This window comes from Streptomyces durocortorensis, assembly GCF_016901035.1.
In the GTDB taxonomy this organism is placed as follows: Bacteria; Actinomycetota; Actinomycetes; order Streptomycetales; family Streptomycetaceae; genus Streptomyces; species Streptomyces durocortorensis.
This window is the reverse complement of the sequence record NZ_JAFEUF010000363.1, coordinates 1-4997: the sequence shown is the minus strand read 5'-3', so window position 1 is coordinate 4997 and position 4997 is coordinate 1. Positions and strand designations below refer to the sequence as shown.

General features: G+C 72.9%; 5 protein-coding genes. 2 read left to right on the top strand and 3 right to left on the bottom strand.

Translation table 11 applies throughout. From position 1 onward, the window contains the following. The coding region (locus JS521_RS33760) for a fibronectin type III domain-containing protein (RefSeq protein ID WP_205086699.1) at positions 1-413 on the bottom strand (413 nt) is incomplete at its 3' end. Positions 414-609: 196 nt separating this feature from the next. Between JS521_RS33760 and JS521_RS33755 the strand changes: the two genes are divergently transcribed. Then, entirely contained in the window at positions 610-1227 is a 618-nt protein-coding gene (locus JS521_RS33755; protein WP_205086698.1) for a TIGR03086 family metal-binding protein, read from the top strand. Between the two features lie 216 nt (positions 1228-1443). Here the strand turns inward: JS521_RS33755 and JS521_RS33750 are convergent, their stop codons facing one another. Beyond that, a complete protein-coding gene (locus JS521_RS33750) occupies positions 1444-2127 on the bottom strand; it encodes an alpha/beta fold hydrolase (protein ID WP_205086697.1) in 684 nt (227 codons plus the stop codon). 65 nt (positions 2128-2192) lie between these two features. On the opposite strand from JS521_RS33750, the gene JS521_RS33745 reads away from it, so the two are divergent. Next, complete coding sequence (locus JS521_RS33745; RefSeq protein ID WP_307847997.1) at positions 2193-3014, top strand: chitosanase; 822 nt, start codon at positions 2193-2195, stop codon at positions 3012-3014. A 162-nt stretch (positions 3015-3176) separates the two neighbouring features. Here the strand turns inward: JS521_RS33745 and JS521_RS33740 are convergent, their stop codons facing one another. Then, on the bottom strand, positions 3177-4589 hold the full coding sequence (locus JS521_RS33740) for a nucleobase:cation symporter-2 family protein (RefSeq protein ID WP_307847996.1): 1413 nt from the start codon (positions 4587-4589) through the stop codon (positions 3177-3179). Positions 4590-4997 lie beyond the last annotated feature (408 nt).

Here is a 4997-nt window from a genome sequence, read left to right as displayed (position 1 = left end):
GTGGGGGGCGTGCCGTCCTCGGGCGGGGTGGCCTGGGTGGTGACGGGGACGGCTTTGCTGGGGGCGGAGAGGTTCCCGGCCGTGTCCTTGGTCCGGACGCTGAAGGTGTAGTCCGTCGACGCCGTCAGCCCGTCGACGTCGATCATGGTCTTCGTCGCGGGGACGCTCTTGACCTTGGCCTTTCCCCGGTAGATCTCGTAACCGGCGACCTTCTCGTCGTCGGAGGCGGCCTTCCACATGACGTGCACCGAGGTGGAGCTGCTGGCCTGGGCGGTCACGCCCTCGGGGGTGCCGGGGGGCTGTGTGTCGGCCTCGGCGGCACCGCCGCAGGCGGTGAGGGTGGCGAGGAGCAGAGCGGCGGAACAGGCCAACGCGGTAGATATGTGGGGGCGTTGCACGGGGGTGCCTTCCATCCGGACAGCAATGGTCCAGACCTGTATGACATGGCCTGGGGCCCGGCGACAAGAGTCCGGCCGGGAACCTTCCGCTATATGCCGGGTTGCGCCGCCCGCCCGGCGGTCCGGGCCGGTGTGTCGGCCGGTGTGTCGGCCGATGTGTCGGCCGATGAGTCGGCCGATGAGTTTCCGGCGGTGGAGCAGTCCATCCTGCATGGATACGCACAAGACCCCCGCGTCGGACGCCACCGCCCCGCTCGACCTGGAGCCGGCCGCCGGGCGGATCGCCGGGCTGCTCGGTTCGGTCGACGACGACCGGCTGGACGGCCCCACGCCCTGTCCCGACTACGCCGTACGGGAGCTGCTCGGCCACCTCACCGGGCTGGCCACCGCCTTCCGCGACGCCGCCCGCAAGGACCTCGGGCCGACCACGGCCACCTCCCCGGACACCTCTCTCCCGGTCCTCGACGACGACTGGCGTGCGGTGCTGCCCCGGCGGCTGGAGGAGGTGGCGGCGGCCTGGCGCTCCCCCGACGCCTGGACCGGGATGACCCGGGCGGGCGGGGTGGAGCTGCGCGGCGAGGAGGCCGGGGCCGTCGCGTTCAACGAACTCGTCGTCCACGGCTGGGACCTGGCCCGGGCGACCGGGCAGCCGTATGTGGCGGGCGAGGCCGAGCTGCGGTCCTGCGAGGCGCTGCTCGCTCCGGACGAGGACGACCCGGACCGCGGGGGCATCTTCGGGCCGCCGGTCCCGGTGCCGGACGGAGCCCCGCTGCTGGAGCGGGTGATCGGCCTCAGCGGTCGCCGTCCGGACTGGCGGCCGGGCGGCTGAAGCGGGCCGGGCGGCTGATGCAAGAGGGTGGCGCGCGCCGGCGTCTTCGTCGACGGCCGACAGCCTTCACGCCACGCGCCGGGCGGCCGTCCGGCGGGTGGCCACGTGCCCGGCGGCCACGCGCGGGGCGGCCGTCCGACAGGCCACCCCGGGACAGGCAGCCACCCGCCGGACGACCGTCCGCCGGGCCGCTCCTCGGCGCGGCGAGGGCATCGCTCAGCTGGTGAAGAACTCCGTGATGTGCGCGGCCACCTGGTCAGCCCGGGTCTCGTGCATCCGGTGGCCGCCGGGGACCGTGATCAGCCGGCAGTCCGGGATGAGGGAGGCCACGTCCGCCTGGCGGTGCTGCTCCATCTTGCTCTCCGGTCCCCCGGTGATGATCAGGGTCGGCGAGACGATGTCCCCGAGGAACCCGTCCGCGTCCGGGCCGGGGTCGGCGAGCTGGTCGTGGACGGCGGGCACCGCGTTCTCGTCGTAGTCCACCGGGCCCTCGGCGCGACCGGCCGGTCCCGGGTCGCCGGGGAACGGCGCCGGGGTCTCCACCAGCACCAGCCGCTCCACCCGGTCGGAGTGCTCCTGCGCCACCAGCCGGGCGACGACGCCTCCCATGCCGTGGCCGACGAGGCCGACCCGGTCCAGCTCCAGTTCGTCGAGGAAGCCCACGACGTCCTCGGCCATCAGGTCCAGGGCGTAGTCGTCGGGCCAGTCGCTCTCGCCGTGGCCGCGCAGGTCCAGGGCGAAGACCCGCCACTCCTGGCCCAGCAGGGGACCGGCCGCCTCCCAGTTCGCGGCCGAACCGCCGAGGCCGTGCAGCAGCACGACGGGCGAGCCGAACGCATCGCCCCAGGTCCGGTACGCGAGGCGCACGTCGCCGACATCCACAACAGACTGATCTTCCATGCCCCTGACGCTACAGCCGACGGGCACCGGCCGACGCCGGGCCCCCGGCCTGGCAGGCTGGGCGGGTGAAGCACATCGTCCGGGCCCTGCGCCTGCCCCTCGCCGCCGCGCTCCTCACGGCCGCCGCCCTGACCGGATGTTCCGGGTCCACCGCCGGCTCCCCGGACGCGGGGCTCGCCGACCCGGCGAAGAAGCGGATCGCGATGCGGCTGGTCTCCAGTGCGGAGAACTCCTCGCTGGACTGGGAGGCGCAGTACCCGTACATCGAGGACATCGGCGACGGCCGGGGGTACACGGCGGGCATCATCGGGTTCTGTTCCGGCACCGGTGACATGACGGAGGTCGTGAAGCGGTACGCGAAGGCGCGCCCCGGCAATCCGTTGGAGCGCTTCCTTCCGGCGCTGCGCGCGGTCGAGGGCAGCGCCGCGCACACGGGCCTGGGCAGACCGTTCACCCGGGCCTGGGCGAAGGCGGCCGACGACCCGGCCTTCCGGGCGGCGCAGGACGCGGAACGGGACGCCGTCTACTTCGACCCGGCGGTGCGGCAGGCCGAGCAGGACGGGCTCGGCGCGCTCGGCCAGTTCATCTACTACGACGCGTACGTGATGCACGGCGCGGGCGACACGGAGGGCACGGTCGGGTTCCGCACGATGCGCCGCGAGGCGATGGCGGCGGCCCGGACGCCCGCGCGGGGCGGCGACGAGCGGGCGTATCTCGACGCGTTCCTCGACGCGCGGGTGGCCGCCATCGGCAGGGAGCCGTCGCACAGTGACACCAGCCGGGTGGAGACCGCCCAGCGGGTCTTCGTACGGGAGGGGAAGCTCGGGCTGGAGACCCCGTTGCGCTGGAAGGTGTACGGGGACGCCTACCGGATCGACGCCGGCTGAGAGACACGGCGCCGCCCCGGATCGACGTCGGCCGAGACACACCGCTGCTCGGTATCGAGGTCGGCTGAGACACGCCGTTGCCCGGTGGAGCCCCGCGCGGGGCCTCACCGGGCAGCGGTGACGGATCGGACCGGTGACGGACCGGATCAGCGGCGGACCGAATCAGTGGACGCCCACCCCGGCGGCCGCCGGGACCACGTGTTCGCCGTTGGCCGGCTCCTCGTCCGCCGCGTCGGACTTGCGGCCGACGTGGTTGAAGGCGAGGTTCAGCACGATCGCCACCACACAGCCGGTGGAGATGCCCGAGTCGAGGACGACGAGCAGGCTCTCGGGGAAGGCGTGGTAGAACTGCGGCGCCGCGATCGGGATCAGGCCGATGCCGAGGGCCGCAGCCACGATCAGCGCGTTCTCGCCCTTCTCCATCGCGGCGGTGGCCAGGGTCTGGATGCCGCTGGCCGCGACCGTGCCGAAGAGGACGATGCCCGCGCCGCCGAGCACCGGCAGCGGTACGAGGGCGATGACGGAGGCCGCGACCGGGACCAGGCCGAGGACGATCAGGATGCCGCCGCCCGCCGCGACGACGAAGCGGCTGCGGATCTTGGTCATGGCGACGAGGCCGACGTTCTGGGCGAAGGCGCTGCACATGAAGCCGTTGAAGAGCGGGCTGATGGCACTGCCCAGGGTGTCGGCGCGCAGGCCGCCCTCGATGATCTTCTCGTCGGCGGGCCGGCCGACGATCTTGCCGAGGGCCAGCATGTCCGCGGTGGACTCGGTCATGCAGACCAGCATCACGATGCACATGGAGATGATGGCGGCGATCTCGAACTGCGGGGCGCCGAAGGCGAAGGGCGTCGGGAAGCCGACCACGTCGGCCTCCTTGATGGCGCCGAAGTCCGTGATACCGGCCGGGATGGCGATGAGCGTGCCGATGACCAGACCGAGCAGGATCGCGATCTGCTGGAGGAAGCCGCGCAGCAGCTTGCGCAGGGCCAGCACGATCACCAGGGTCACGGCGGCCATGGTGATGTTGGTCATCGAGCCGTAGTCGTCGGCCGTGGCGTTGCCGCCCTGGGACCAGTTGAAGGCGACCGGGAGCAGCGAGACGCCGATCAGAGTGATGACGGTGCCTGTGACGACCGGTGGGAAGAAGCGGACCAGTTTGCAGAAGTACGGGGCGAGGACGAACCCGAGAAGACTCGCGACGATGATCGCGCCGAAGATGACGGCTATCCCGTCGTGCCCCCGGTCCTTGCCTATCGCGATCATCGGGGCGACCCCGGCGAACGAGACGCCGTTGACGAAGGGCAGCCGTGCGCCGACCTTCCAGAAGCCGATGGTCTGGAGCAGGGTGGCGATCCCCGCGGTGAAGAGGCTCGCCCCCATCAGGAAGGCGGTCTCCTTGGCGGTGAGACCGACGGCCGGCCCCACGATGAGCGGCGGGGCCACCACGCCCGCGTACATGGCGGCCACGTGCTGGAGGCCGCTGGTGAACATCTTCAGTGGGGGGAGGGTTTCGTCGACCGGATGTTTCCGGCCGTCACCCGCTCCTGCTTCCGTGACGGCGTCGTCCGTCACGTCGGGGGAGGCTGCGTCTGCGTCTTTGCGAAACCTGGGCTTAGCGGCCACGGCGGTTCCTCCGGTCGGTTACACGTCGTCGGCGACGTGGGGGTCAAGGAGGTGGTGCGTAAGTGGTGCAGCGGTGCTTGCGGCTCGATCAGGTAGGGGCAGGTGGTGCAGGTCGTGCAGAGGGGGGTGCGGAAGGGGCGCGCACCGGGGGTGTGTGCGGGCAGCGTTCATCACCGGTCCGGCGGGCGCGCACCATGGGGCGCGCGTCCGCCGGACCGGCTGCCGTGGGCCCCGCTCGGGTCCACGGCGGGCCGGGGCCGGGGCGGCCCCCCCCCCCCCCCGCGGGGGGGGGGGCCCCCCCCCACGCGACCCCCGGGCGCAGGGCCACCGCGCCGGGGGCCGGGCCCGGGGGCCCGG